Below are 24,705 nucleotides of genomic sequence, written 5' to 3' on the forward strand. Positions count from 1 at the left end.
GTATTCCACTCAGGCGAGTTGTTCGATCTTCGCCGCCAATTCGGCGCCGGTGAGTGGTTCTCGGGCGATGACGGCGATGGTGTCGTCCCCCGCGATGGTGCCGACGATCTCCGGCAGCGCGGCCCGATCGAGGGCGCTGGCCAGGAAGTGGGCGGCCCCCGGCGGGGTGCGCAGCACCGCGATATTGCCACTCGAGTCGGTGGAGACCAGCAAGTCCCCCAGCAGTTTCGAGAGGCGTTCGGTGCCGCCGGTGACGCCACGGACGGGGCTGCCGTCCTCGGGGACCACGTATACACCGGCCCCGCCGTCGGCGGCGCGCAGCTTGACCGCGCCGAGTTCGTCGAGGTCACGCGACAGCGTGGCCTGGGTGGTCTCGATGCCCTCGGCGGACAGCAGCGCGGCCAGCTCGGACTGGCTGCGGACCTCGTGCTGGGACAGGATGGCGACGATGCGGGCCTGGCGGCCGGCGCGGGTGCGGGCAATGGCCGCACCCTTGCCGGACGCCTGCGTACGTCGCTCGATGGTCATCGGGCACCGCTTTCGAATTTCTCCAGCAGCCAGACCAGTAGCGCCTTCTGGGCGTGCAGGCGGTTCTCGGCCTCGTCCCAGACCGCGCTGTGCGGGCCGTCGATGACCTCGTCGGTGATCTCCTCGCCGCGGTGGGCCGGAAGGCAGTGCAGCACGGTCACATCCGGTGCGGCGCCGGCCAGCAGGGCGGTATTGATCTGGAAGTGGCGGAAGGGGGCCACGCGGTCGCGGCCGTCGTCCTCCTGGCCCATGGAGGTCCAGGTATCGGTGACCAGGGCGTCGGCGCCCTCCGCCGCGGCGATCGGGTCATTGGTGACGGTAATGGTCGCGCCGGTTTCGGCGGCGCGCTTCTGGGCCAGGTCCACGATCCACGGCAGCGGCTCGAAACCCTCGGGGGCGGCGATGGTCACGTTCAGGCCCGCGGTCACACCGCCCAGCAGCAGCGAGTGCGACATATTGTTGGCGCCGTCGCCGAGGAAGGCGAGCTTGCGGCCGGTGAGGTCGCCCTTGCGTTCCTTCAGCGTCTGCAGATCGGCCAGGACCTGGCAGGGGTGGAATTCATTGGACAGCGCATTGACCACCGGAACCGTTGCGGCGCCCGCCATTTCGTCGAGCCGATCCTGCCCGAAGGTGCGCCAGACGATCATGTCCACGTAGCGGGACAGCACCCGGCCGGTGTCGGCGAGGGTCTCCTCGCGGCCCAGCTGGGTGTCGCGGCCGTCCACCACGACGGCGTGGCCGCCGAGCTGGGCGATGCCCATCTCGAAGGAGAAGCGGGTGCGGGTGGAGTTCTTCTCGAACATGACCGCCACGCCGCGCGGGCCCGCGAGGGGCTTGCGGCCGAGCGGGTCCGCCTTGAGTTCCGCTGCCAGAGCGAGGACTTCGGCCTGCTCGGCGGGCGAGAGGTCGTCGTCGCGCAGGAAATGCCGGATCGTCGAATGATGCAGCGTCACTTGGTGTCCTTCTCCGCTGTGGCCTGCGCGGCATCCAGGATGCCGGGCAGGTCGGACAGGAAATTGTCGGCCTGGGTTTCGGTGAGCACCAGGGGCGGCGCCAGCCGGATCACGTTGGGCTTGGCGGGATTCAGCAGATATCCGGCCGCGCGGGCGGCCTCGTCGACCTGAGCCGAGACATCCCGGGTCAGCTGGATGCCGATGAGCAGGCCCGCACCGCGCACATGGTCGATGAGCGGGTGCCCGAGATCCTCGATGCCGTCGACGAGAATCTTGCCGACCGACTCGACATGCGCGAGCAGCCCTTCCTCGTCGATGGTGCGCAGCACGGCCAGAGCCGCTGCGGCACAGACGGGATTGCCGCCGAAGGTGGTGCCGTGCAGACCGGGCTGCAGCAGCTCGGCCGCCGCACCCTGGGCGAGCACCGCGCCGATGGGCAGGCCGCCGCCGAGCCCCTTGGCCAGGGTGATCACATCCGGCACGATGCCCGCCGCCTGATGCGCGAAGAACGCGCCGGTGCGGCCGATACCGGTCTGCACCTCGTCCAGGATCAGCAGTGCCCCATGCTCTTTGGTGATGGCACGCGCCTTGGCCAGGTAATCGGCCGGGGGCACCACCACACCGCTCTCACCCATGATCGGCTCGAGGAACACCGCCGCGGTGTCGTCGTCCACGGCCGCCGCGAGCGCGTCCGCATCGCCGTAGGGCACGTGCACCACGCCGGCGGGCATGGGGGCGAACGGCTCCCGCTTGGACGGCTGGCCCGTCAAAGCCAGTGCGCCCATGGTGCGTCCGTGGAACGCCTCCTCACAGGCGACGATCTTGTGCTTGCCGGTCAGCCGCGCCATCTTGAACGCGGCCTCATTGGCCTCGGTGCCGGAATTGCAGAAGAACGCCTTCCCGTGCCCGTCGCCGAAGTGCGCGAGCAGCCGCTCCGCCAGCTCGATGACCGGTTCGCTGGCATACAGATTCGACACGTGCCCGAGCGTCCCCAGCTGCTGGGTGACCGCCTCCAGAATCGCCGGATGCGCGTGCCCGAGGCTGTTCACCGCGATGCCGCCCAGGAAATCCAGGTAGCGCTTGCCCTCGGCGTCGTAGACGACCGCGCCCGCGCCGCGCACCAGCGCCACCTTCGGGGTGCCGTAGTTGTTCATCAGCGCGGCGGACCACCGCTGCTGGATGTCGGCTGTACTCATGAGGTCTCCTGAACGGGGGTCACCATCGTGCCGATGCCTTCCCCGGTGAACAGTTCCAGCAGCACCGAATGCGGCACTCGGCCATCGATCACGTGCGCGGTCGGGACGCCGCCCGCCACCGCGCGCAGACAGGCTTCCATCTTGGGCACCATGCCCGCATCCAGGCGGGGCAGCAACTTGGCGAGTTCATCGGTGTCGATGCGCGAGGTCAGCGAGGAGCGGTCCGGCCAATCGGTGTACAGGCCCTCGACATCGGTGAGGATGACCAGCTTCTCCGCGCCGATGGCCTCGGCCAGCGCGGCCGCGGCGGTATCGGCATTGATGTTGTGCACCACGCCGGCGGCGTCGGGCGCGATGGTGGACACCACCGGAATCCGCCCGGCGGCGATGAGGTCGTGCACCGCATCGGGATTCACCGAGGTGACATCGCCGACCAGGCCGATATCGGTGGCCGCGCCGTCCACGGTGACCGTGCGGCGGGTGGCGGTGAACAGGTGCGCGTCCTCACCGGAGATGCCGACGGCGTACGGGCCGTGCGCATTGATAAGCCCGACCAGCTCCCGGCCCACCTGGCCGAAGAGCACCATGCGCACGATATCCATGACCTCGGGCGTGGTGACCCGGAAGCCGCCGCGGAATTCGCCTTGCAGGCCCAGCCTTTTCAGCATGGCGCTGATCTGCGGCCCGCCGCCGTGCACCACCACCGGGTGCACGCCGACGGTGCGCAGGAACGCCATATCGGCGGCGAACGCCTGCTTGAGTTCCTCGTCGATCATGGCGTTGCCGCCGTACTTCACGACGACGATCTTGTCGCGGAACTTCTGCAGCCACGGCAGCGCGTCGGCGAGGACGTGCGCCTTGTCCAGCGCCGATAGCCCGTCGATCGGCGTGCTCATGAGCTGTAGGCCGAATTCTCTTCGACGTACCCGTGCGACAGGTCCGTGGTGCGAATGGTCGCGGTGCCCGCGCCCAGGCCGAGCTCGACGGTCACCTGGATATCGGGTCCGGACAGGTCGACCTCGCGGGCCCCGGGCGCGCCGGTGCCGTTGACGCACACCGGATGTCCGTTGAACGACACCGTGATCTTCTCCGGATCCAGCTCGATCGGCGCGATGCCGATGGTGGCCAGCACCCGGCCCCAGTTCGGATCCGAACCGAAGAACGCCGTCTTCACCAGGCTGTCGCGCGCGATGGTGCGCGCCCCGATGAGCGCCTCCTGCTCGCTGACCGCGCCGCTGACGGTGACGTGCACCCGCTTGGTGACGCCCTCCGCGTCGGCCATGAGCTGCTCGGCCAGATCGTCGCAGACCGCCATGACGGCGGCATTCAGCTCGTCCTGGCCGGGCGCGACGCCGCTGGCGCCATTGGCCAGCAGCAGCACGGTGTCATTGGTGGAGCAGGAGCCGTCCACGTCCAGGCGGTCGAAGGTCATGCGGGTGGCATTGCGCAGCGCGGTGTCCAGCTGTTCGGGCGTGGCCACCACATCGGTGGTCAGCACCACGAGCATGGTCGCCAGCGACGGGGCGAGCATGCCCGCGCCCTTGGCCATGCCGCCGACGTTCCACTTGTCCTTGTGGTGGAAGGCGGCTTCCTTCGGCACGGTGTCGGTGGTCATGATGGCCCGCGCCGCCTCGGCGCCGCCGGAGAGTCCGCCGCCCATCTCGTGCACGATCTCGGTGACGGCCGGAATCAGCTTGTCCATGGGCAGTCGGTCGCCGATGAGACCGGTTGAGCAGACCGCGATCTCACCCGCGCCGGTCTCGGTTCCCCAGTTGCTCAATGCCTTCGCCAGTTCCTCGGCGGTGGCGTGGGTGTCCTGGAAGCCGCCCGGGCCGGTACAGGCATTGGCCCCACCGGAATTCAGGATGACCGCCCGCAGCCGGCCGCCGGTGAGCACCTGCTGTGACCACAGCACCGGCGCGGCCTTCACCTTGTTGCGGGTGAACACGCCCGCCGCCGCGTACTCCGGCCCCTCGTTCAGAACCAGTGCCAGATCCGGCTTCCCGCTGACCTTGATCCCGGCCGCGATGCCCGCGGCGCGGAAACCCAGGGGCGCGGTGACGCCCTGGGTCCGGACCAGCTTGCCGTCGTTGATTGAAGTCACGGAGCCACTCCTACGGTGGAAAGTCCTGCGGTCTCGTCGAATCCGACGGCCAGGTTCATGGATTGCACCGCGGCGCCCGCGGTGCCCTTGGTCAGGTTGTCGATGGCGCCGATCACGATCAGCAGCCCGGCGTCGGCGTCCACCGCCACCTGCAGGGTGACGGCATTGGAGCCGAGCACCGCACCGGTCTGCGGCAGTACGCCTTCCGGCAGCAGGTGCACGAACGGCTCATCGGCATAGGCTTTTTCGTAGACCGCACGGGCCTGGGCGGCGTCCACGCGAGTCGGGGCGGTGCAGGTGGCCAGAATGCCGCGCGGCAGCGGGGCCAGCACCGGGGTGAAGGACACGGAGACATCGGTTCCGGCGAGAGTGCCCGCACCGCTCGCGGCGGCGGCCTTCAAATTCTGCGTGATCTCCGGGGTGTGCCGGTGCGCGCCCGCGATGTTGTAGGCCCGCAGCGAGCCCATCACCTCGGAGCCGAGCAAACCCACGTCGAGCTTGCGCCCGGCCCCCGAGGTGCCGCTCACGGCGACCACATTCACGGTCGGCTCGATGATTCCGGCCGCGACCGCCGGGGCCAGCGCCAGGCTCGCCACGGTCGGGTAGCAGCCCGGCACCGCGATCCGGGTGGCGCCGCGCAGCTGCTCGCGACCTCCCGGCAGCTCCGGCAGACCGTACGGCCAGCTGCCCGCGTGCGGGCTGCCGTAGTACTTTTCCCACGCCGCCGCATCGGTGAGCCGGAAATCCGCGCCGCAGTCGATGATCACCGTCGATTCCGGCAATGCTTTGGCAATCGCAGCGGACTGGCCGTGCGGCAGCCCCAGGAAGACGACATCGTGCCCCGCGAGCACGTCCGGAGTGGTGGCCTCCAGTACCCGGTCCGCCAGCGGCAGCAGATGCGGCTGCAGCTCCCCCAGCGTGCTTCCGGCATTCGACCCGGCGGTCAGCGCCCCGATCTCGAGGCGCCCGGCTCGGTACGCTGGATGTCCGAGTAGCAGTCGCAGGACTTCGCCGCCCGCGTACCCGCTCGCACCAGCCACCGCGACCCGCACCGTGGGTCCACCCGAGGTATCCACCATGTGATGATTATGCACGACTGTGCAAGCTCATTCACCATCGGGTGGAGTTCGGGCGTCAAGGGCGGTTTTCCGGCACACTCGATAGAGCCATGCACGACGACGACACCGAACCCATCCCGGCCGTCCGCCGCCACCGCGGCAACCACCGAGCATCCGATGCGCCCGCCACCACCCCGGAGGACCGCACCACCGCCTCGGATACGGCCACCGCGGGGACCCGCCATGCCCGTCGTCGTGCGCGCGGCGGCAGGCACGCCGGCCCGGTTTCACACCGGCGGCGATCGGAATCACATCTGCTGCGACGGATCGGACAGACCATCTCCGCCATGGCGGCGGTCACAGTCATCGCCGTCTCCGGCGTGGCCTGGTACGGCGAGAACAGCCTCGAGGACGGCTTCATCCGATCCTCGGGCGCCATCGCCGAGGAGGATCGCAGCCTCGACGGCGATGTCAATATCCTGCTGATCGGCCTGGACACCCGCAAAGACCTCAACGGCAACGATTTGCCGAAGGACATCCTCGACCAGTTGCACGCCGGTGACGGCTCCGAGGGCGGCTACAACGCCAATTCCCTGATCCTGGTGCACATTCCGAAGGATATGAAGAAGATCGTCGCCTTCTCCATCCCGCGCGACGACTACGTGCCGGTGACGGGCATTCCCGGCTACACGAACATCAAAGTCAAAGAGGCGTACGGGCTGGCCAAGTACTACGCCGAGCAGAAGCTCGAGGCCCAGGGCGTCACCGACAAGGTCCAGCTGGAACGCGAAGGGCGCGAAGCCGGCCGGGCCTCCATCGTGCGAACGGTCAAGGCGCTCACCGGCGTTCCCATCAACCGCTTCGCCGAGGTCTCCCTCGTCGGCTTCTATCACCTCGCCGAAGCCCTGGGCGGCGTGGACGTGTGCCTCAACAATGCCGTCGACGACAGCTACTACTCCGGCGCGGTCTTCCCCGCCGGCCGCCAGCACCTCGACGCCGCCAATGCCCTGGCCTTCGTCCGCCAGCGGCACGGCCTGCCCAATGGCGACCTCGACCGCACCCACCGGCAGCAGGCCTTCCTCACCTCGGTCGCCAACTCGCTCAAACAGGCCGGCACCTTCACCAATATCGGCAAGCTCCAGGACCTCATGGACGTGGCGCACCGCGATATCGTGCTGTCCGACGGCTGGAACCTCACCGATTTCGTCACCACCCTGGGCCGCGCCGACTCCCCGCAGGTGGAGTTCCGCACCCTGCCGGTGCTGCGCTACGACATGATCAACGGCCAGGATGTCAACATCATCGACCCGGTCGCCATCCGCAAGGAAGTCCGCGCCGCCTTCGGCATCGAGGATCCGGCCCCGCCGACGACCCCCGCCACCGTCCCGGTCTCCACCCTCGACGTGGTCAATGCCAGCGAGACCCCCGGCCTGGCCGCCAAGGTCTCCAAGGCCTTGAACGCCAAGGGCTTCCCCACCGGCACCGTGGACACCGCCAAGTTCTCCGACGGCACCTCCACCGCCATCTTCTACGGCGCCGGGGCCGACACCGACGCCAAACAACTCTCCGAGATGCTCGGCGGCGTGACCGTCACCGCTTCGTCAGAGGTCACCGCCGGTCACGTAAGACTGGTCCTGGGCACCGATTTCGACCTCCCCGACGCCCTCGACCCCACCGCCGGCTCGACCACCGCGACGACGTCGCCCCGCACCCCGACCACCACCACGACCTCCGACACCCCCGACGCCGGAAAGCCGGTCACCACCACCATCGGCGGCGGCATCCCCTGCGTGAACTGAACTGAAACATCGCCGACCGGGACATGGTGGCGGCATCGGCCGAGAACGCCCCGCCACCATGTCCCGGTCGGCGTCGTTTCACTCTCGGCCTCGGAATACCAGCAGGGGGACGTGCATTTCGGCGGAGGTCAGGGAGCCGTGCTGGCCGAGGAAGCCGGACTGGAGGGGTTCGACGGCCGAGCGGACGATCCCGCCGCGGTCGCCCGCCACCGCGATGACATCGCCTATGCGGGAGGTGTTCTCGGCATGGACGGCGGGGCCGAACCAACCGTCGCGAATCGCCTCGTCACGAGTCAGGACGGTGTAGTCGGCACCGAGTACCGCACGCCAGGTGGCGGCGACATCGGAGGCCGCGCCGTTCGCGGTGTAGACGTGGCGGGCGCGGGCCTCGCCGCCGAGGTCGGCGACGCCGTCGTGCAGGGCCGTCGTGGTGTCGAAGTCGATCCGGTCGTGCATGGCGACCATGCCGTGGTCGGCGGTGACGAGCAGCGCAGCATCGGCCGGGAGGCGTTCGGCGATGGCCTGCACGGTGCGATCGACCATGCCCAATTCCAGTCGCCAGGCCGGGGATCCGGGGCCGCGGACGTGGCCGGTGGTGTCGAGGTCGGCGTGATAGGCGTAGACCAGGGAACGCTCGCCCTGGCCCAGTGCGGTCAGGGTGCCGTCGATGAGGTCGCCGAGCGAGACGTCGAAGCGGAATTCACTGCCCCGGAAGGATGCCCGGGTCAGGCCGGACCCGGCCTGGAAGATGGGGCCGACATGGGTGACCGAGACGCCGTCGGCGGCGGCCCGCTCGAAGACCGTGGTCAGCGGTTGGAACTGTTCCGGCGCGAGTTCTTTCAGCAGATCGACCTTGGGTCCGTCACCGAAGAGACGCCATTTGAGCGGGCTCATGAGCCGGTCCTGGCCGGGCACTCGCAGCAGGTAGCCGACCAGCCCGTGCTCCCCGGGCGGCACCCCGATTCCGAGTGAGCTCAGGCTGGTGGCCGTCGTGGTGGGGAATCCCGCGGTGATCGTGCGCCGCACCGCACCCGACAGGAACGGCGCGTCCGCGGCGTACTCCGCGAGCTGCTCGGCCCCGAGCCCGTCGATCAGCAGCACACAGACCCGCCGAGCGTCCAATTCCAGTCCGAGCCGGTCGATTTCGCCGGGCACGCCGAGGCCCGCGAGCAGGGAAGGGAAGACATCGGCCAGCGAGTTCAGGCCGTACTGCGGCAATGTGAGCACAAGCACCACCCTCCCAATACCCGCTGCTCGGATCAAGGACCGAACTGTTCCAGACCGGTGACCCGGAGCAGGTCGAGTGCGGTGGCCTCGCGGGTGCCCGGGGCGGCCGAGTAGACGATGACGGTCTGGTCGGAATCCGGGACCAGCAAGGTGTCGCAGTCCAGCGTGAGGCGACCGAGTTCGGGATGCCCGATCGTCTTGGTGGACGAGCGCAGCTGATGGGAGCGTCCAGCACGCCACAGTTCATCGAATCGCGGACTGCGGGCACGCAATTCACCGACCAGGTGGGCCAGGTCCGGATCATCGGGGTAGCGGGCGCTGACCGACCGCAGGCAGCCGACGCAATAGTCGGCGGTGGCGGCTTCTTCTTCGGGGGTCAGCCAGGCGCGGCCGAGACCGCTGCCGAGGAAACGCTGGTAGATGATGTTGCGTTCGATCGGCGGCCATTCCGAGAAGTCGCCGAACAGTGCGGCGGCCAGTGGATTCCAGGCCAGCACATCGGATTTGGCGGACAGCACCACCACGGGCAGATCGGCCATGCGGTCGAGCAGCCGGTACACACTGGGACGGATGAGCATGGGGATGCGGCCTTCGGCCGGGGGCGCGGAACCCGCCAGGCGGAACATCAGGTTCCGATCGTCCTCGTCGAGTCGCAGCGCGCGGGCCAGCGCGCCCAGCACCTGATCGGAGGGTTTCGGACCGCGTCCCTGTTCCAGCCGGACGATGTAGTCCACGCTGACCCCGGCCAGCATCGCGACCTCCTCCCGGCGCAGGCCGGGCACCTGCCGCCGCGAACCGGCCGGAAGCCCGACATCTCCGGGAGCCAGTCGAGAACGGGCGGTGCGCAATACCGTGGCCAATTCGGTTCTGTCCACCACCCCATGGTCGCGCACCGAGCGCGCGGCGGGGTGGTACCGCCGGTCCCATGCCGAAGCGTCCCTGGTGGCCGGGGGTATCGCACGCCGACGCTGGAGATATGACTGATACGACGATCGCCCTGGTCACCGGGGCGAACAAGGGGCTCGGCCACGAAACCGTCCGCCGGCTGGCGGGATTGGGATGGGAGGTCTTCCTCGCCGCCCGCGATCCGGAACGCGGCAACCGGGCGGCCGCCAAGCTCACCGCGCGGGGCCTGAACGTGCATTACGTGCCCCTGGACGTGACCTCCGACGATTCGGTGTTCGCGGCCGCGGAAACGGTGAAGGCCCATGCCGGTCGCCTGGATGTGCTGGTGAACAATGCCGCCATCGGCGGCCACGACAACCATCCCGCCGACACCCGGCCCGATGATCTGCGAGAAGTGTTCGAGACCAATGTCTTCGGCCCCGTGCGCGTCACCCACGCCTTCCTGCCGTTGCTTCAGGCCGCGCCCGCACCGCGCATCGTCATGGTGTCCAGCGGCATGGGGTCCATCGCCACCATCACCGATCCGCGGTGGGCGGGCGTCCTGCCGCCGGCCATCGGCTATCCGGTGACCAAGGCCGCGCTCAATATGCTCACCACGCGCTATGCGCAGATCTTCACCGATATTCGCATCAATGCCGTCGATCCGGGTTACACCGCAACGGATTTGAACGGCCACTCCGGCCTTCAGACCGTCACGGAGGGCACGGATGCCATCGTGAACCTGGCCCGCATCGGCGCGGACGGCCCGACCGGCGGCTTCTTCGACCGCAATGGCGCCACTCCGTGGTGACATAGGAGTGGTCGCCCGAATCATCGAAGGAGAACATCGTGGCGGAATCGAACGGTACCGACCGTGTCCTGTCGATCGGCCTGCATCCCAGCGCGGTCGATTTCACCCCTTATCCCGGACAGAGCGAGGCGACGCTGACCGCGCGCATCAAGGCCGGTGAGGACGCCATGCGGGCCGCCGGCATCGACTTCGTGCAGTGCATGGTGCCGCGCGATCCGGATGCGGCCGAGGCGAAGGTGCGCGAGTGCGCCGGCGCGGGCCCGTTCCGGGTCGCCATGATCGGCGCGGGCGTGCGGATGGCGCCCGAGCTCACCGAACTGTTCGAGCGGCTGATCAATACGGTCACCGAGATCGCCCCCGGTATCCGGTTCGCCTTCAACACCTCGCCGGAGTCCACCATCGATGCCATGCGTCGCGGACTGCGCGCCAACTGACTGGACGCTATGTACAGTGAGCCGCGGACCGCGACAGGCAGGAAATAAACTCATGGCTGACAACAACACCGAATCGAGCCCCCTCGCCCTGAGCGGGCGCTTCAACCACTTCTCGACCACCCGCCTCGGCGCGCTCACACGCTTCTACGCGCGGCTGCACCGCAGGCTGTACGACCGATTCGGCGGGACCCGGTTCACGACGTTGCAGGGCAAGCCCGTGTTCCAGCTGACCGTCACCGGCCGCAAGTCCGGACAGCCGCGCCCGGTCATGCTCATGCTGGTGCGCGACGGCGATGACCTGCTGGTGTGCGGGTCCAATGGCGGCAATCTCGGAACGCCGAACTGGTGGCGCAATCTGCTCGCGACCGAGCGGCCGCAGGTGCGGGTCGGCCGGGAGTCCTGGCCGGTGACCGCGCGCGTGGTCACCGATCCGGCCGAGTACGAGAAGCGTTGGCGCACACTGGTCGCCGGATATCCGGACTTCGCGACCTATCGGGCGCTGAGCACCCGCAAGTTCCCCATCGCGGTGCTCACCCGGGCTTGATCAGACCACCGACTCCCGGGTGATGCTCGACCACAGCGCATCACCCTGGTCGGCGAAGCGCTGCGCCAGTTCGCCGCGCGCATCGGTGACACCGGTGCCGGATCGTCCGCCCGAGACGCAGAAGTGCGTTTCGGCGAGCGTCAGCAGCTTGACGTTGACCAGGCGGATCGGCCCCAGCGGCCCGTCCACGGTCGCGGGCACGCTCTCATCGGTCATGCCCAGCAGAACGCACACATCGCCTTGATCGTCGACGTACGCGCCGCGCGCCTCGTCCGGAAAACCCGAGCCGGACAAGGTCATCGACAGGGTGCCGTAATGCTCCAGATTCTGGATGAACCGCAATCCGTGCTTGGACACGGTCTGCGCCACCGACCACACCATGTGGCCGAGCCAGGTATCGGAGACCATTTGCGCCGCAGCCCAATCCGCGGGCATACCGGCGGCCGCGCCGTACACCTCGACGCCGACGCCGTTGACCGGGTCGGGCACATCACCCCAGGTATCGGGAAAGGACAGCCCGTACGAGGTCAGCAAAGCCCCGTACTGCCGCCGCACCACCGCGAAACTCGGATGCTCGACGCTCGGCGGTTCCGGTTCCTGCACCCCCATGTGCTGCCAGATCTCGGTGGGAATGAACCGCGACTGATAGCGCGGCGACGCCAGCGCCGGATCCAGTCGCCCCCAACCGTTCCAGATGTTGTTCAGCGTGCGCCACGTCTCGTCCGCGTAGCGCTCGGCCGCATCGGCTCCCGATTCACTCACGCCGCGACGCTAGCCGCCGCGCCGCGGGTGCCGCAATGCGTGCACGGGGCATCCGCCGAACCGGTTGCGGCTCGGCGGATGCCCGTCGACCTCAGGACACGAAGGCGAACAGCACCGCCGCGACGGCGAAGCTGACCACCGACAGCACCGTTTCCAGCACCGTCCAGGTCTGCAGGGTCTGCTTGACGGTGAGGTTGAAGTACTTGGCGATGATCCAGAAGCCGCCGTCGTTGACGTGGCTGAGGATGATCGAGCCGGCGGCGATGGCCATGGCGATGAGCGCGATGGCCATCTGCGAGTAGCCCTGATCCACGACCAGCGGGGCCACGATGCCGCCGGTGGTGACAATGGCGACCGTCGCCGAACCCTGCGCGATGCGCAGGCCGCAGCTGATCAGGTAGGCGAGCACGATGACCGGAAGCCCGGCGGCGGACATGGTGTCGGCCAGCGCGGTGCCGATTCCGGTGGCGGCGATGACCTTTCCGAAGAACGCGCCCGCGCCGACCACCAGCAGCAGCATGCCCACCGGGCGCAGCGATTCGGCGGTCAGGGCGCTCAATTCCTGCACGGTGGAACCGCGCCGGAGGCCGAGCACGTAGAAGGCGATGAGCACCGCGATGAGCAGTGCCACGGCGGGCGTGCCCAGGAAGGTGAGCACCTGCAAGGTCTTCGAGCCGTCGTCGAGCAGCTGGCTGCCGAAGGTCGCGCCCAGGATGAGCACCAGCGGGATGGCGATGATGCCGCCGATCAGCCCCACCGACGGCGCGCGCTTGTCGAGCACCGTCGCCGCGCCCGGCCCGTCGCCGGTCTTCACGGCCGTGCCGCCGGAGCCATTGGCCGTCTCGGACTTCACCAGGAACTCCGCGGGCACCTCCACGTTCACCCGCTTGCCGATCCAGCCGCCCCACACGATGCCCGCCGCGACGAATCCCGGTAGGCCGCAGACGAATCCCATGAGGATCAGCCAGCCCAGGCTGACGCCGAGCAGACCGCCCAGCGCGACCGGACCCGGATGCGGCGGCAGGAAGGCGTGCGTCATGGACAGGCCCGCGAGCATCGGCATGGCGTACAGCACCAGCGAGCGCCCGCCGCGCTTGGCGGCCACGTAGATCAGCGGTGCCAGCACGAAGATGCCGATATCGAAGAACACCGGAATGCCGAAGATGAGCCCGAGCAGGCCCATGGCAATGGGAGCGCCCTTGTCCCCGAACAGTTTCAGCAGCCGCTCGGTGAGCACGTCCGCGCCGCCGGAGCGTTCCAGAATGGCGCCGAGCACCGTGCCCAGGCCGATGATGACGGCAATGTGCCCGAGGATGCCGCCGAATCCGGTCTCCAGCAAGGATTCCCCGGCCTTCAAGGGAGTGCCGACGATCTTCGCCACCGGCAGTCCCGCCGCCAGCGCCAGTCCCAGCCCGGTGAGCAGCAGTGCGATGAACGGTTCCAGCTTGAACCGGATGATCGTCACGAGCAGGACGGCGATGGCCAGCCCGCACAGCACCAGCAGTCCCGGTGTGGTGGTGCGCAGCCAATCGACTGTGTCGCCCATGGGGTACCTCAATTCATGGATCGAACGAACGATGCCGCGCGAGCGGCGATCTCGGGCCACCGGCCCGCGGCGACGTCGGCGGGAGCGACGACATCGGTCCCGGCGGTGACGGCGACCGCGCCGTGCGCCAGGAAGTCGGCGGCATTACCGGCATTGACCCCGCCGGAGGGGATGAGCTCGGCCTGCGGGAGCGGACCGTGCAAATCCTTCAGATAGCCTGGCCCGAGCGCCTTCGCGGGAAAGATCTTCACCGCCGCCGCACCCAGATCGAGGGCCCGCATCACCTCGGTCGGCGTGAAAGCGCCCATGACGACCGGGATTCCGCGCTCGGCGGCCACCTCGGCGACCGTCTCCCGGATCCCCGGGGTGACGAGAAACCGTGCGCCACTGTCGATCGCGGCCGCGGCCTGCTCGCCATCGAGCACCGTGCCCGCCCCCACCACCGCCTTCGCCACACCCGATGCCTTCCGCAAGCAGTCGAGCACACCCGGCGTAGTGAAAGTCAGCTCCACAGCCCGAATCCCGGATCCCGCGAGCGCCTCGGCGAGCGCCACCGGATCCGGTATCTCCGGCGCGCGCACCACAGTCAGCACACGGTCGGCACGAATGGCCTCCATGGCCCCGATCATCGAAACTCCCTCCGCATCGTCGTCATCCCGCCACGCCTTCCGTCATCGCATGCCCTTCCGCCGCCGGTCCCCCGCCGTCGCGAGTCCCTGCGCCATCGCGAGTCCCTGCGCCATCGCAAATCCCTCCGTCATCCCGGCGTGCTTTTGGCCGGGATCTCGCCCCGCCGTCCGGATTCCTGCCGAGAACACGCCGGAATGACGGAGGCCGGTGGTACCGACCGCGAGCCGGAATGACGGAGGGCGGGCGGTACCGGCCGCAGCGGCGGTCACCGGGTTTCCTTGCGGGCAGGGTCCATGCGCAGGGCGCGGCCCGCTCGGACGCCGGTCGCCTTGCCGTCTTCGAGGGCGAATTCACCGTTCACCAGGACGTGGCGGATGCCGTGCGCCTGCTGTTTCGGGTTCTCGAAAGTGGCGGTGTCGGTGATGGTTCGGGGGTTGAATACCACCAGGTCGGCGGCGTAGCCGGGCTTGACGAGGCCGCGGTCGCGTAGGCGCAGGCGTTGGGCCGGGCGGCCGGTGAGGTGGTTGACGCAGTCTTCGAGGTCGAGCAGGCCGAGTTCGCGGACGTAGTGGCCGAGGTAGCGCGGGAAGGTGCCCCAGGCGCGCGGGTGCGGGCGGTCGCCGACGAGCAGGGCGTCGCTGCCGCCCATGTGGCGGGAGTGGCGCATGATGGCGCGCACGTTCTCCTCGTGGCCGACGTGCTGAAGGATGGTGGTGGCCAGCTGGTCTCGGGTGAGCAGGTCGAAGAAGACCTCGACCGGCGGCATATCCCGATCGGCGGCGATCTCGGCGACGGTGCGGCCGACGTATTCGTCGAGCGCGGTGTTGCCCACGCCGCTGATCTGGATGGTCTCCCAGTCGACGGTGACGCCGTGACAGCCGTCGGAGCCGTGCAGGTTCACATCCAGGGCGATGCGGATGCGGGTGGATTCGTCGGCGATGCGCGCCAGCGCGGCGTCCGGGCCGCCGGACATGGCCCAGCTGGGCAGCAGGGCCGACAGGGTGGTCGAGCCCGGCAGGTAGGGGTAGGTGTCGAGGGTGACATCGTGCCCGTCGGCGAGGGCGGCGTCGATCATGGCCAGGAATTCCGGTGCGCGGCCCCGGTTCTCGCCGAAGTTCAGGGTGGCGTGCGTGAGGTGCAGGGCGCAGCCGGTGGTGCGGGCCAGGTCGATCATTTCCGCGTAGGCGTTCAGCGCGCCGGCGCCATAGGAGCGGGTGTGCGGGGCGTAATAGCCGCCGGCGGCGGCGACCACCTCGCACAGGGCGGCGAGTTCGGCCGTGTCCGCGTACATTCCGGGTGTGTAGGTGAGCCCGCTGGACATGCCGACCGCGCCCTCGGCGAGGCTGTCGGCCAGCAGTTCCCGCATGCGCTGGATCTCTTCCGGTGTGGCGGGGCGCTTTTCGGCCCCCACCACCATCAGCCGCAAGGTGCCCTGGGGAACCAGGTAGGCGGCATTGGGCGTGATGCCCTGATCGAGGCGATCCAGATACTCGGCGACGGTGCGCCAGGAGAAGTCGAGATCGGCGGGATTGCCGTTCCACCCGGCGATCTGGCGGCGCAGCACGGCCAGTGCCGCGTCGTCGATGGGTGCGTAGGACAGCCCGTCCTGGCCGATCACCTCGGTGGTGATGCCCTGACTCAGCTTCGGGAAATGCTCGGGCTCGGTGAGCAGGTGCAGATCGGAATGGGCGTGCATATCGATGAATCCGGGCGCGAGCACCAGATCCTCGCCGCCGTCCACAATGCGATCCGCACCGGGTATCGCCCCGGGCCCGGCGATCTCGGCGATCCGGCCGCGGTCGACGAGGACGTCGCCGCGATAGCGCGGCGCACCGGTGCCGTCGATGATGTCGATAGTGCGGAAGAGCAAGTCGGCCACAGTATTACCGCCGATCAGAAGAAGGTGTGCACGAGATCGACCACCCGCGGCCGCTCGGCCCCGGCATCGTCGATCACCGGGATGAGCCGCCACTTGTCGAAGGCGGTGCAGGGATGGGAGAGACCGAGCCGCACGACGCCGCCCACCGGCAGGTCCTGGGCGTCACTGCCCGGCAGCCGCAGGAAGGCGTGCTGGTCATTGAGCGCCGACACCGTCGCGTCCGGATTCAGCTTGGCCGCAGCCGGACCCGCGATGAGCTGCGGCACGGGCAGGCCCTCGTCGAAGGGCAGATCGCGTTTGCCCGCATCGAGCAGGGCCAGCTCCGCCTCCGGCCGGGAGACCACGCGCGCCCAGCCGTGCATGGCCGAGCGCAGCGGCCGCTCCGCGCGACCCGCGGCCAGCGGCGAGATGCCGGAGTAGAAGCCGTCGTCGTGAATCAGGTACGCGCCCGACCGCAGCACGACGGTGGTCGGAACACCCTGTGCGCCTTCCTCGTCCGCGAGCCCGGCGAGATGCTCCACCACCAGATCCGGGTAGGCGCTGCCGCCCGCGGTGATCACGGCCGGCCCCTCATACCAGCCCGCCGTGCCGATCGCGCGATGCAGCAGCGCCATCTCGTCGAGGTACCGCCTTACGGCCGCAACCTTTTCCGGGCTGCGATCGTGGGCGAGGGCGCCCTCGTATCCGCCCACCCCGGCGAGGATCAGCCGCGGCGAGCGGTGCACCGCCTCGGCCACCTCACGCGCCGCCTCGAGGCCGCGTGCGCCGGTACGCCCGTGCGGCCCACCGAGTTCCACGAGCACCGACAGCCGCACGCCCTCGGGCGCATCGGCCAGATGCCGTTCCATCTCACGCACCGAGCCCACCCCGTCGACCCAGCTGAACAGTTCGAACCCGGGATCACGCGCCAATTCGGCGGCGGCCCAGCGCAATCCGACCGGATCCAGCAGCGCATTGGCGAGCATGACGCGGGCCACCCCGAACGAGCGCGCCACCTGCACCTGCCAGCCGGTGGCGAGGGTGATCCCCCACGATCCGGCCGCCAGCTGTTCGGCCCACAGCTGCGGGGCCATGGTGGTCTTCCCGTGCGGGGCCAGCCGCACCCCGGCGGCCGCCGCCCAGTCCGCCATGACGGCGAGATTCGAGTCCATGGCGGCGCGGTCCAGGGTCAGCGCCGGCGTCTCGAACTCCTCGAGCAGCGGTGCGGCGGCGAGGTATTCGCGCACCGTCCGGCCCCATGCCGTCGGCGGCAGCGATTTGTGCTCCGGTCCCAGCGTCCGCTCGTGCAGCGCTGCGATGACGGCATTGTCGATGGCCACGGCACTTCCTTCCTCAGGTCCGAGTGTCATATCAACTATGCATTGCATAATCCGCAACGCTTGTTGCACATCGTGTTTGTGGTGGTTATTCTGCATGCGATGACCGATAGCCGCAAGCACTCGAAGGAGATTGGTGTGACCCGAGCGACGCCGGCCCGCCCCCGAGCGGTCACCGTCGGCGAAGGACTCGCCGTCCTGATCGCCCGGCCCGGACCGCTCGAGGATTCGCCGGCCTTCGACCGGAGCGCGGGCGGGGCCGAGGCGAATGTGGCCGCCGTGCTCGCCCAGCTCGGGATCGAGACGGCCTGGCTGTCTCGCGTCGGCGCGGATGGATTCGGCCGCTTTCTCATTCGCCACCTGGGCGAACGCGGTGTGGACACCACCGCGGTCACCGTCGATCCGGCGCGGCCGACGGCGGTGTACGTCAAGGAGCGCGGCAGCGGGTCCGGACGCGACGGCGATCTGCCCGCCGGGTCCAGCCGGATGCTGTACTACCGCACCGGCTCGGCCGCCAGCGCCCTGTCCCCCGCCGATCTCGGCGCGGCGTCCACCCTCCTCGACGGCTGCGATCTCATCCACTGCACCGGCGTCACCACCGCCTTGTCGCCCTCGGCGACGGCGCTGACCGAAGCGCTCACCGCACTGCCGCGCCACGGCCGGCTGATCAGCTTCGACCTCAATTACCGCCCGGCCCTGTGGGCCCAGCGCACCGGCGATCCCGCCGAGATCCTCGCCCGGCACCTGAACGCGTGCGATGTGGTGTTCCTCGGCGCCGACGAGGCCGAAACCGTCTTCGGCACCGGCGATCCCGGCGAACTGCGCGCCCTGTTCCCGCATCCGCACCACCTCGTGGTCAAGAACGACAAGCATTCGGTCACCGGATTCGCCGGCGCCGCACACCTGGAAGTGCCCGCCCTGCGCCTGGATGTCACCGAACGCATCGGCGCGGGCGACGCCTTCGCCGGCGGCTACCTGGCCGCCCTGCTGCACGGCCGCCCGCACGAGGAACTGCTGCGTTTCGGCCACCTGTGCGCCGCGGCCGCCCTCACCGGCGCCGGGGATTTCGCCGAGCTGCCGCCGCTGCCCGTGCTGGAATCCCTCGCCGCCCGCTCGGATTGGACCGAGTTGCGCTACGACCCGGCGCAGCTCGTACCGGAGAATGTGGCGTCGTGAGCCAAAGCCTGCATCGCGCCCTGACCATTCTCGCCGAGCTCGGCGAGGACTCGAAGACCTTGGACCAGTTGGCCACCACGCTGGGCGTGCACAAGTCCACGGTGCTGCGGCTGCTGCAGACCATGGAGGGCGAGCGTTTCGTCACCCATGACGCCGAGCATCGCTACCGGCTCGGGTCCCGGCTGTTCGAGCTGGCCAACCGGTCCCTGGAGGGCCGTGATGTGCGCACCGCGGCGCGCCCGCATCTGACCGCGCTCAATGCCGAGACCGGCCAGACCATTCACCTGGCCACCTACGAATCCGGCGAGGCGATCTACATCGACAAGCTCGACGCCACCCAGAGCGTGCGCATGTACTCGCGCATCGGCCGGCCCGCGCCGCTGCACTGCACCGCGGTCGGCAAGGTGCTGGTCTCCGCCCAGCCGCGCGGGCTCTGGCGCGAGATCGCCGAGGGCCTCGAGTACCGCCCGTTCACCGAACGCACCATCCGCACTCCCGAGCAGTATCTGGCGGAGCTGGAACTCGTTGCCTCCCAAGGGTTCGCCGAGGATCACGAGGAGCACGAGAGCTTCGTCAACTGCGTGGCCGTCCCCATCCGCAATGGCACCGGCGCGGTCGTGGCCGCGCTGTCCATGTCGGTGCCGGACATGCTGCTCGATCACGACCAGGTGCTCGGACTGCTGCCGCGCGTGCGTGCGGCCGCCGACGCCGTTTCCACCGAGCTCGGCTGGAGTCCGGGCCTCGACCGCTGAAAGATCGACCGCCGAAAGGTATGCACATGAGTGAGAAGATCGCCGTCCGAACCGATCTCGCGCCCGCGCCCGCCCACACCTTCTCCCAGGGTGTGCGCAAGGGACCGTTCGTCCAGGTCTCCGGGCAGGGTCCGGTCGACCCGGTCACCAACGAGTACCTGCACCCGGGTGATGTCGCCGCGCAGACCACCCGGACGCTCGAGAACGTCAAAGCCATTGTGGAGGCCAGTGGCGCGAGCTTCGACGATGTGGTGATGCTGCGCGTATACCTCACCAAGCGGGAGGATTTCGCCGTCATGAACGAGGCCTACGGCAAGTTCGTCACCGAGCACACCACCGGCGGCGTGCTGCCCAGCCGCACCACGGTCTTCACCGGCCTGCCGCGCGAGGAGATGCTGGTCGAGATCGACGGCATCGCCATCGTCGAAGGCTGAGCCACCGCCGCAGGCCGAGCCAGCGTCGAGGGCCGATCCTCAGTCGACCATCCGGACCATCGTCCACATCCACCACGGCCGCCGTGGCACCTCGCAGCGCAGCAGTTGCACATGCCAATCCGTCCACTCCCCGGTCTCCGGCGACCGGACCACGATCGGGCGCCGCTCGATCTCGGCGGGTGGAATATCGGTCGCCCACATCCGTTCCCATTCCGGCGCCCGTTCGAGCTGACGGGTGAGCTCGGCAATGCGTTCGGGCGGCATCATTCCCGGCGCCAGGTGGCGGAAGGCGTGCACCATCATGTGGGCGATGGTCTCCCAATTGCCGATGACCTCGCGGGCCCGCGGATCCAGCAGCGTCCACGCGAGGATATTGACGCCCGCGTCCAGGCCCGGGAAGGCCCGGCGATAGGGCTCGTTGGCGGCGACGCAGTCGAGCCCGGGCATGGTCTGGTAGCACGCCGGGTACGGAATGCCATGGAGGAAATCGAGTTCCGCCGCATCCGGGCCGTAACCGTCGGAGACGATCGCGGTCAGCTCCGGCTGCAGCAGGTAGGCGGCGTGCTCCCGGACCTGCACCGGCACGTCCAAGGCATCGAACAGCGCGCCGAGCGCGGTGGCGGTCGGGGGCCGGGTGCCCTGTTCGAGCTTCTGGATCAGCGCCTCCGAGACCCCGGCCCGCCGGGCCAGTTCGGCGCGGGTCAGCCCCGCGTGCTCGCGACGTTCCCGCAGATAGCCCGCGATTGCCGAATGTGCGTCGGCCACCTGCAGATACCTCCCGACCAAATGTGCTGTGTGCGCATCAAAACCTACCGTTTGGTCTTGAAGGGGTGTGCAGCAGCATCCCGGTCGCAATGGCAAATCCGACGACTGGGACAAATTGGGACAGGGCCTCGCCTTGACGATAGGCCCGCTGACTCGGGATGCTCTCTGAGTCGCTCGAAGCCGAGCGGCTCAGACAGGTGCCAGCGGAGGGGACGGCACGTACGCCGGCCGGATCGCTGTTCACGGAATCGCTGCGCGGTACGTGCCGCGTGGGGCATCCACCTCGGCGGGCCGGTCACCGCGACCGGCCCGCCGGGGTAATCAGGACTCGTCCTGCCAGACGGCGAGCTCACCGCCCGGCATGGAGGCGATCATGCTGCGCGGGCCGGAGAAGGTCCAGGCCTCGTAGTAGCGGTCCGGATCCACGATCAGATGCGCGCCGGAGTCGAGGGCGATGCGCAGGCCGCCCTGCTCGTTGATGCTGGCGGATTCGATCAGGCCGTCCAGGGCGCCGACCAGGTTGTCGTGGGTGCGGGTGGGATCGCCGACCACGTGATGGACCGAGCCGCCCGGGGTTTCGATGGTCAGCTCACTACCGACGTGCAGTTCGTACACACCGATCCCGATGGCGAGCAGGGGTTCGGTGGACAGCACGCACAGTCGCTCTCCGGCAATCGGCAGTCTCATGATCGTTCCTCCGTTGCGGTTCGTCTGATTCCACTGTGCCCGAAATGTCTATCGGCCCGTTTCCGCAACTGCGGAGACGGGCCGATAGTGTGTGGTAGATCGCGTTTTCAGCGATTCATGCGGAGATCAGTTACCGCTCAGCACCGCCAGCACGGGCTCGGAGAGGAAGAACGGCTCCAGCCGCTCGCGAACCAGCTTGGCCAGCACGCCGTTCCGCTTGGCGGCCTCCACCACGGCCGGGCCGTAGCGCAGGATCTCGGCGGCGACGGTCTCATTGGACAGACCCAGCTCCGGCAGCATGGCCGCCAGGGTGTGGTCGCCGTACTTCTCGAAGAAGACCTCCACGCCCTGATCCACCAGGACGCCGAAGTACTCCTTCTCGCGGGTGGTCAGCGCGATGCGGTAGATGATCAGCGCCAGATCCTGGAGATCCTGCTGGGACAGGTACTCCCGCAGCCCGCTCACCGGTTCGCCGGCGTGCAGGTCCCAGAATTCCATGGCGGCGTCGTGCACCGGGGCGTCGCGCAGCATCTCGCGAATGGCGTTATTGGTGCGCTTGAGCGCGAATTGCGCGCCTTTCCCGGCCATTTCGCCCAGGAAGGTGCCGTCGCCGGCGGCCTTCTCGGCGGCCTTGCGGGCCTGCTTGGCCGCGGAGGTGCCGAAGGAGACCAGCGAGCCGACGCCCGGGATCTTGCCCGCGAGCTGCCGGTTGGACTCCATGAAGTCGTCGATCAGCTTGTCCACGAACTTGGAGGCGACGGTGGCGATGAGCGGGCTCTCGGTGAGCCGCTCCAGAATCCGCTCCTGCGCCTGGTGCATGCCGAAGACCTTCTCCAGCAGCTGTTCCACCGGCTCGCGGTCGACCACGTCGCCGAGGGTGTAGTCGTTATTGGCGGCGATATCGTCGTAGAGCGAATTCGCCAGCGTGCCGACCATTTCGCCGAGGACCGGGCTGCCGCCGATCAGCTCGACGACATTGGCCACGGTCTGCTTGGCCTGGTCGATCTCCACCACGTCGCGGAAGACGATGGTGTCGGCCACGCCGATCACCGCGTCCACGTCCCGGGCGATCACTTCGGCGAACCGGTCGCCGGTCACCTCGGCGACAATGTAGTCGACTTGCAGATCCAGCAGCCGTTCGGCGATCTCACGTGGCTTGGCGTCGGTCATAGGTTCCACCCTCGGTGTCGAGCGGACCGCCCGGATATCACTCGGTATCGTTGCCGTGCACCGATTTTCGAATCTTCTCCAGGCGCTCCCGCGCGGCCTTCGCCCGCGCGTCCCACTGTTCCTCGACGCTACGGCCCACCGGTGTCTGCTGGTCGAGTTCGCCCATCCCCCTGGCGGTGCCGTAGCGCTGCTCGACCTTATCGCGAACTGACTCGAAAGTAGGGACACCGGAATCCGAATACCCGCCGATATCGCCCGTCACCGGCATACCCGCCGGAGGTACCACTGTCCCGGACACTGCCGGACCACCTCCCACCTGCCCGAACGCGCCAGGTGTCTCAGGCAGCGGACGAGCCGCCGTCAGCTGCGTGTCAGGAGTCACATCGATGGCTTGCGGTGCATGACCCACCGTGGCGGCCACCGACGCCGCCACCGCGTGCAATGCGGCCAGCCCGGCCCGCCCATCGGTTGCCTGCTCCACCACCGCCGCGAGCTCAGCATCGGGCAACTGAGCCAACAGCACCGCGAGTTCTTTGTTGGCATCACTCATAACGCCCAGGCTACGCAGCCCCGCCACCGCGGGCCGGGCATCGGCCGTGCGGTCACACCGGATCGTGCGAGAGCGTGCGCGTCACCCACGCGGCGAGCGTCCCCGGCCACTCCGGGATCGCCACCAGATTGTCGTGCGCGGCCCCCGGATAGATGACCAGCTCCTTGGGCTCCGGAGCCGCCTCGAACAAGGCCCGTCCCATGCTCACCGGCAACAGCTCGTCGGCATCCCCGTGCATGATCAGCACCGGGCACCGCAATCGCCGAATTCGCTGCAGGCTCGGATAGGCATTGGGCACGAACAGCTTGGGCAGGAACGGATACACCGCCTTCGCCGCATTCCGCAGCCCCGTGAACGTGGACATCAATACCAGCGCCGCAGGCGGATACGCATCCGCCAACTCCAGCAGCACTCCCCCGCCCAGCGACTTCCCCAGGTACACAACCCGATCCGGATCAACTCCCCGCTGCTGCAGCAATGCCGCCCGCGCCGCCCGCGCATCCAGATAGGTCCCGCGCTCACTCGGCTTCCCGCTACTGCGCCCGAACCCCCGGTAATCGAAGGTCAGCACATCGAATCCGGCCGCCGCCAGCAAGGCCAGCACCGGCGACCGATCCCCGATATTGCCGCCGTTCCCATGCGCGTACAGCACATGCGCCACCGGCTCACCCACCGCCCGCACGAACCACGCATTGACGGTCTCCCCGTCACCGGTCCGCAACCACAGGTCCTCGTACTCCACCCCGAACTGCTCCGGCGTGGCGACGATCCGCCGCTCCGGAAAATAGGTGAGCGCATTGAGGACAGCGGTAGCCGGATGCTGCATACCGGTATTCCTACCCCACCATCCGCCCGCCACACCGCAGGGCAGACCGAATGGTGTAGAACCGATGGATGCCGGAGCCCAGCCAATCCCCTCGGATCGTGGTCGTCATGGGCGTCTCCGGCTCCGGAAAATCCACGGTCGCCCAACTGATCGCCGCCGAGACCGGCTGGGACCTGCTCGAGGGCGACGACCTGCACCCGCCGGCGAACATCGCGAAAATGGCCGCCGGCCAACCCCTCACCGACGAGGACCGCCGGCCCTGGCTCGAGGCCATCGCGCAATGGATGACCGATCAGGTCGGCACCGGCCGGTCGGGCGTCGTCACCTGCTCGGCCTTGAAACGCTCCTACCGCGATCTCTTCCGCCACGCCCTGGCCGAATCCCCCGGCACCCGGCTGACTTTCGTCCACCTGACCGGCCCACGCGAGGAACTGCTCCGCCGAATGGCAACCCGGCCCGGGCATTTCATGCCCGCCACGCTCCTCGACTCCCAGCTCGCCACCCTCGAGGACCCCGCGGGCGAACCCGGCGTCATCGCTCTCGACATCGATTCCACGCCGGCAGAGCTGGCGAAGGCGGCGCTGGCCGACATCCGATCCGGCGACTGACCCAACGAGGCGAGGGCTCCCGATCCGCCGGGATCGGGAGCCCTCACTGTCGTCGGAGCGACGTG

The 24,705-nt window shown here is 68.8% G+C and carries 26 protein-coding genes; 8 read left to right on the forward strand and 18 right to left on the reverse strand.

Features of this window, described 5'->3' with window-relative positions:
* Window positions 1–9: 9 nt before the first annotated feature.
* From ACFVIV_RS29545 to argC, 6 genes are read right to left on the reverse strand one after another with little or no spacing between them, the layout of a single operon-like run.
* The gene (locus ACFVIV_RS29545; protein WP_379201886.1) at window positions 10–528 is read right to left on the reverse strand and encodes an arginine repressor; all 519 of its coding nucleotides are present in this window, start codon (window positions 526–528) and stop codon (window positions 10–12) included.
* Window positions 525–1,481: an ornithine carbamoyltransferase gene (gene argF / locus ACFVIV_RS29550; protein WP_379201888.1), complete on the reverse strand. Its 957-nt coding sequence runs from the start codon at window positions 1,479–1,481 to the stop codon at window positions 525–527. Before argF ends, ACFVIV_RS29545 begins: the two co-directional genes overlap by 4 nt.
* The gene (locus ACFVIV_RS29555; protein WP_379201890.1) at window positions 1,478–2,677 is read right to left on the reverse strand and encodes an acetylornithine transaminase; all 1,200 of its coding nucleotides are present in this window, start codon (window positions 2,675–2,677) and stop codon (window positions 1,478–1,480) included. The genes argF and ACFVIV_RS29555 overlap by 4 nt, the downstream gene beginning before the upstream one ends.
* On the reverse strand, window positions 2,674–3,573 hold the full coding sequence (gene argB, locus ACFVIV_RS29560) for an acetylglutamate kinase (RefSeq protein WP_379201891.1): 900 nt from the start codon (window positions 3,571–3,573) through the stop codon (window positions 2,674–2,676). The genes ACFVIV_RS29555 and argB overlap by 4 nt, the downstream gene beginning before the upstream one ends.
* Entirely contained in the window at window positions 3,570–4,781 is a 1,212-nt protein-coding gene (gene argJ / locus ACFVIV_RS29565) for a bifunctional glutamate N-acetyltransferase/amino-acid acetyltransferase ArgJ (RefSeq protein WP_379201893.1), read from the reverse strand. The genes argB and argJ overlap by 4 nt, the downstream gene beginning before the upstream one ends.
* On the reverse strand, window positions 4,778–5,860 hold the full coding sequence (gene argC / locus ACFVIV_RS29570) for an N-acetyl-gamma-glutamyl-phosphate reductase (RefSeq protein WP_379201895.1): 1,083 nt from the start codon (window positions 5,858–5,860) through the stop codon (window positions 4,778–4,780). The genes argJ and argC overlap by 4 nt, the downstream gene beginning before the upstream one ends.
* A gap of 89 nt (window positions 5,861–5,949) precedes the next feature.
* On the opposite strand from argC, the gene ACFVIV_RS29575 reads away from it, so the two are divergent.
* Window positions 5,950–7,638, forward strand: a complete 1,689-nt coding sequence (locus ACFVIV_RS29575; protein WP_379201897.1) for an LCP family protein — start codon at window positions 5,950–5,952, stop codon at window positions 7,636–7,638.
* Window positions 7,639–7,716: 78 nt separating this feature from the next.
* Here ACFVIV_RS29575 and ACFVIV_RS29580 read toward each other — a convergent pair whose 3' ends face one another.
* Window positions 7,717–8,865, reverse strand: a complete 1,149-nt coding sequence (locus ACFVIV_RS29580) for an alkaline phosphatase family protein (RefSeq protein ID WP_379201898.1) — start codon at window positions 8,863–8,865, stop codon at window positions 7,717–7,719.
* A 32-nt stretch (window positions 8,866–8,897) separates the two neighbouring features.
* A complete protein-coding gene (locus ACFVIV_RS29585) occupies window positions 8,898–9,740 on the reverse strand; it encodes a helix-turn-helix transcriptional regulator (protein WP_379201900.1) in 843 nt (280 codons plus the stop codon).
* 101 nt (window positions 9,741–9,841) lie between these two features.
* On the opposite strand from ACFVIV_RS29585, the gene ACFVIV_RS29590 reads away from it, so the two are divergent.
* The 3 genes from ACFVIV_RS29590 to ACFVIV_RS29600 are packed head-to-tail and all read left to right on the forward strand — an operon-like array spanning window position 9,842 to window position 11,539.
* On the forward strand, window positions 9,842–10,561 hold the full coding sequence (locus ACFVIV_RS29590; protein ID WP_379201902.1) for an SDR family oxidoreductase: 720 nt from the start codon (window positions 9,842–9,844) through the stop codon (window positions 10,559–10,561).
* A gap of 38 nt (window positions 10,562–10,599) precedes the next feature.
* Window positions 10,600–10,995: a hypothetical protein gene (locus ACFVIV_RS29595; protein ID WP_379201904.1), complete on the forward strand. Its 396-nt coding sequence runs from the start codon at window positions 10,600–10,602 to the stop codon at window positions 10,993–10,995.
* A 52-nt stretch (window positions 10,996–11,047) separates the two neighbouring features.
* Window positions 11,048–11,539 (forward strand): nitroreductase/quinone reductase family protein, encoded by a 492-nt coding sequence (locus tag ACFVIV_RS29600; protein WP_379201905.1) that lies wholly within the window; start codon window positions 11,048–11,050, stop codon window positions 11,537–11,539.
* On the opposite strand, the gene ACFVIV_RS29605 is transcribed toward ACFVIV_RS29600, so the two are convergent.
* The 5 genes from ACFVIV_RS29605 to ACFVIV_RS29625 all read right to left on the reverse strand — a co-directional run bounded on the left by ACFVIV_RS29605 (window position 11,540) and on the right by ACFVIV_RS29625 (window position 17,705).
* A complete protein-coding gene (locus tag ACFVIV_RS29605; protein ID WP_379201906.1) occupies window positions 11,540–12,301 on the reverse strand; it encodes a hypothetical protein in 762 nt (253 codons plus the stop codon). It abuts the gene before it with no gap.
* Between the two features lie 91 nt (window positions 12,302–12,392).
* A complete protein-coding gene (locus tag ACFVIV_RS29610; RefSeq protein WP_379201907.1) occupies window positions 12,393–13,847 on the reverse strand; it encodes a GntP family permease in 1,455 nt (484 codons plus the stop codon).
* Between the two features lie 8 nt (window positions 13,848–13,855).
* Window positions 13,856–14,473 (reverse strand): bifunctional 4-hydroxy-2-oxoglutarate aldolase/2-dehydro-3-deoxy-phosphogluconate aldolase, encoded by a 618-nt coding sequence (locus ACFVIV_RS29615; RefSeq protein ID WP_379202002.1) that lies wholly within the window; start codon window positions 14,471–14,473, stop codon window positions 13,856–13,858.
* Between the two features lie 269 nt (window positions 14,474–14,742).
* Complete coding sequence (locus ACFVIV_RS29620) at window positions 14,743–16,356, reverse strand: amidohydrolase family protein (protein ID WP_379201908.1); 1,614 nt, start codon at window positions 16,354–16,356, stop codon at window positions 14,743–14,745.
* 14 nt (window positions 16,357–16,370) lie between these two features.
* Window positions 16,371–17,705 (reverse strand): amino acid deaminase, encoded by a 1,335-nt coding sequence (locus ACFVIV_RS29625; RefSeq protein WP_379201909.1) that lies wholly within the window; start codon window positions 17,703–17,705, stop codon window positions 16,371–16,373.
* A gap of 105 nt (window positions 17,706–17,810) precedes the next feature.
* On the opposite strand from ACFVIV_RS29625, the gene ACFVIV_RS29630 reads away from it, so the two are divergent.
* The 3 genes from ACFVIV_RS29630 to ACFVIV_RS29640 are packed head-to-tail and all read left to right on the forward strand — an operon-like array spanning window position 17,811 to window position 20,034.
* On the forward strand, window positions 17,811–18,848 hold the full coding sequence (locus ACFVIV_RS29630; RefSeq protein ID WP_379201910.1) for a sugar kinase: 1,038 nt from the start codon (window positions 17,811–17,813) through the stop codon (window positions 18,846–18,848).
* Window positions 18,845–19,600, forward strand: coding sequence for an IclR family transcriptional regulator (locus ACFVIV_RS29635; protein ID WP_379201912.1), 756 nt, complete (start codon window positions 18,845–18,847; stop codon window positions 19,598–19,600). The genes ACFVIV_RS29630 and ACFVIV_RS29635 overlap by 4 nt, the downstream gene beginning before the upstream one ends.
* A 26-nt stretch (window positions 19,601–19,626) precedes the next feature.
* Entirely contained in the window at window positions 19,627–20,034 is a 408-nt protein-coding gene (locus ACFVIV_RS29640) for a RidA family protein (RefSeq protein ID WP_379201914.1), read from the forward strand.
* A 39-nt stretch (window positions 20,035–20,073) separates the two neighbouring features.
* On the opposite strand, the gene ACFVIV_RS29645 is transcribed toward ACFVIV_RS29640, so the two are convergent.
* The 5 genes from ACFVIV_RS29645 to ACFVIV_RS29665 all read right to left on the reverse strand — a co-directional run bounded on the left by ACFVIV_RS29645 (window position 20,074) and on the right by ACFVIV_RS29665 (window position 24,032).
* Window positions 20,074–20,799, reverse strand: coding sequence for a helix-turn-helix domain-containing protein (locus tag ACFVIV_RS29645; protein WP_379201915.1), 726 nt, complete (start codon window positions 20,797–20,799; stop codon window positions 20,074–20,076).
* A 321-nt stretch (window positions 20,800–21,120) separates the two neighbouring features.
* Window positions 21,121–21,486, reverse strand: coding sequence for a DUF6188 family protein (locus ACFVIV_RS29650; RefSeq protein ID WP_379201917.1), 366 nt, complete (start codon window positions 21,484–21,486; stop codon window positions 21,121–21,123).
* A 126-nt stretch (window positions 21,487–21,612) separates the two neighbouring features.
* Window positions 21,613–22,656 carry a hypothetical protein gene (locus ACFVIV_RS29655; protein WP_379201919.1) on the reverse strand — a complete coding sequence of 348 codons (1,044 nt, stop codon included), beginning with the start codon at window positions 22,654–22,656 and terminating at the stop codon, window positions 21,613–21,615.
* Between the two features lie 37 nt (window positions 22,657–22,693).
* Window positions 22,694–23,206 (reverse strand): PspA/IM30 family protein, encoded by a 513-nt coding sequence (locus tag ACFVIV_RS29660; protein WP_379201921.1) that lies wholly within the window; start codon window positions 23,204–23,206, stop codon window positions 22,694–22,696.
* 52 nt (window positions 23,207–23,258) lie between these two features.
* Window positions 23,259–24,032 (reverse strand): alpha/beta hydrolase, encoded by a 774-nt coding sequence (locus ACFVIV_RS29665; RefSeq protein WP_379201923.1) that lies wholly within the window; start codon window positions 24,030–24,032, stop codon window positions 23,259–23,261.
* Window positions 24,033–24,100: 68 nt separating this feature from the next.
* Here ACFVIV_RS29665 and ACFVIV_RS29670 point away from each other — a divergent pair, with 68 nt between their 5' ends.
* Window positions 24,101–24,640, forward strand: coding sequence for a gluconokinase (locus ACFVIV_RS29670; protein WP_379201924.1), 540 nt, complete (start codon window positions 24,101–24,103; stop codon window positions 24,638–24,640).
* Window positions 24,641–24,705 lie beyond the last annotated feature (65 nt).

The sequence above is a fragment of the Nocardia sp. NPDC127526 genome, assembly GCF_042672265.1.
GTDB lineage: Bacteria > Actinomycetota > Actinomycetes > Mycobacteriales > Mycobacteriaceae > Nocardia.

What these genes read in the sequence shown, in the direction of transcription:
- ACFVIV_RS29545 (WP_379201886.1), bottom strand. Translation starts at nt 528, where the DNA reads ATGACCATCGAGCGACGTACGCAGGCGTCCGGCAAGGGTGCGGCCATT.
- ACFVIV_RS29555 (WP_379201890.1), bottom strand. Translation starts at nt 2,677, where the DNA reads ATGAGTACAGCCGACATCCAGCAGCGGTGGTCCGCCGCGCTGATGAAC.
- argB (WP_379201891.1), bottom strand. Translation starts at nt 3,573, where the DNA reads ATGAGCACGCCGATCGACGGGCTATCGGCGCTGGACAAGGCGCACGTC.
- argC (WP_379201895.1), bottom strand. Translation starts at nt 5,860, where the DNA reads ATGGTGGATACCTCGGGTGGACCCACGGTGCGGGTCGCGGTGGCTGGT.
- ACFVIV_RS29575 (WP_379201897.1), top strand. Translation starts at nt 5,950, where the DNA reads ATGCACGACGACGACACCGAACCCATCCCGGCCGTCCGCCGCCACCGC.
- ACFVIV_RS29590 (WP_379201902.1), top strand. Translation starts at nt 9,842, where the DNA reads ATGACTGATACGACGATCGCCCTGGTCACCGGGGCGAACAAGGGGCTC.
- ACFVIV_RS29600 (WP_379201905.1), top strand. Translation starts at nt 11,048, where the DNA reads ATGGCTGACAACAACACCGAATCGAGCCCCCTCGCCCTGAGCGGGCGC.
- ACFVIV_RS29610 (WP_379201907.1), bottom strand. Translation starts at nt 13,847, where the DNA reads ATGGGCGACACAGTCGATTGGCTGCGCACCACCACACCGGGACTGCTG.
- ACFVIV_RS29625 (WP_379201909.1), bottom strand. Translation starts at nt 17,705, where the DNA reads ATGACACTCGGACCTGAGGAAGGAAGTGCCGTGGCCATCGACAATGCC.
- ACFVIV_RS29640 (WP_379201914.1), top strand. Translation starts at nt 19,627, where the DNA reads ATGAGTGAGAAGATCGCCGTCCGAACCGATCTCGCGCCCGCGCCCGCC.
- ACFVIV_RS29650 (WP_379201917.1), bottom strand. Translation starts at nt 21,486, where the DNA reads ATGAGACTGCCGATTGCCGGAGAGCGACTGTGCGTGCTGTCCACCGAA.
- ACFVIV_RS29655 (WP_379201919.1), bottom strand. Translation starts at nt 22,656, where the DNA reads ATGACCGACGCCAAGCCACGTGAGATCGCCGAACGGCTGCTGGATCTG.
- ACFVIV_RS29660 (WP_379201921.1), bottom strand. Translation starts at nt 23,206, where the DNA reads ATGAGTGATGCCAACAAAGAACTCGCGGTGCTGTTGGCTCAGTTGCCC.
- ACFVIV_RS29665 (WP_379201923.1), bottom strand. Translation starts at nt 24,032, where the DNA reads ATGCAGCATCCGGCTACCGCTGTCCTCAATGCGCTCACCTATTTTCCG.
- ACFVIV_RS29670 (WP_379201924.1), top strand. Translation starts at nt 24,101, where the DNA reads ATGCCGGAGCCCAGCCAATCCCCTCGGATCGTGGTCGTCATGGGCGTC.